Source organism: Streptomyces sp. HSW2009, assembly GCF_040240285.1.
In the GTDB taxonomy this organism is placed as follows: domain Bacteria; phylum Actinomycetota; class Actinomycetes; order Streptomycetales; family Streptomycetaceae; genus Streptomyces.
Genome location: NZ_JBEHZD010001067.1, coordinates 1 through 945 on the forward strand (window position 1 = coordinate 1; position 945 = coordinate 945).

General features: G+C 78.8%; 1 pseudogene. It reads left to right on the forward strand.

The window, feature by feature from the left end:
* Positions 1-736: 736 nt before the first annotated feature.
* Positions 737-945 (forward strand): annotated as a pseudogene (gene eno, locus AAHZ94_RS34575) (phosphopyruvate hydratase); the annotation flags it as partial.

The following is a 945-nucleotide window of genomic DNA, read 5'->3' on the forward strand; positions in this document are numbered from 1 at the left end:
CCCCCCCCCCCCCCCCCCCCCCCCCCGCCCCCCCCCCCCCCCGCCCCCCCCCCCCCCCCCCCCCCCCCCCCCCCCCCGCGGCCGGGCTGCCGTACCCCAGCGCCACACGGCGCCGCAGACCGCCCCGCCACGGTGCGCCTTCCCCCGAGCGCATCGCGGCGGGGCTCCGCGTTGCGTCACCCCGGCCCCACGCCGCCCCGGCCCGCAACCCGCGCCCCACCGCGCCCGCCCGCCGCGCGGCCCGTACGAGTCGGTCCGTACGAGCGCAGTCCGTACGAATCGACCGGTACGAGCCGAAGGCCCGTACGCCCCACGGCCCCCGCGAGCCACAGTCGTACGGCTAGGCCCCGGCCTCCCCACGGGCGCAGCCCCCGCGCCCGGCCGCCGGCCGTTGCCGCACAGCGCCACCACCCGCTCCACAGCCCCCTACGCCCCCACACCCAGCCGCCGCACGGGACCCCGTCCCCGCCTGGACGTCGAATGGACGCGAGGCGTACGCGGCGGCGACGGCGTACCGTCGCCCACGGGGCGTAGGCATGCCGCGAGCGCCCTTTGTGCCCGCCCCGGCCAACGCCGCCCGGGGAGCCGCGCCACCGATTCGGGTGTGCCGTTCGCCCAGCGATCTGCGTTTTTGTCCGCGCTGTCGTCTCGTCGGACGGGCGCGCGGCGAGCCGGGGCACCGGGGCCGGTTAGGCTCATGACGCAGAAGCTCAGACCCACACGAAGGAGACCGCTCGTGCCGTCTATCGACGTCGTCGTAGCCCGCGAGATCCTCGATTCGCGAGGCAACCCCACGGTCGAGGTCGAGGTCGGCCTCGACGACCGCCCCACCCGCCCTGCTGCCCTGCCGTCCCGCCCCACCACCCGGCACGTAGAGGGCCCTTCGCGGCGGGGCCGCGCCAAGGCCCCCGACCGCCGCAACGGGGTGGGGAAGGGCGGGGGGGT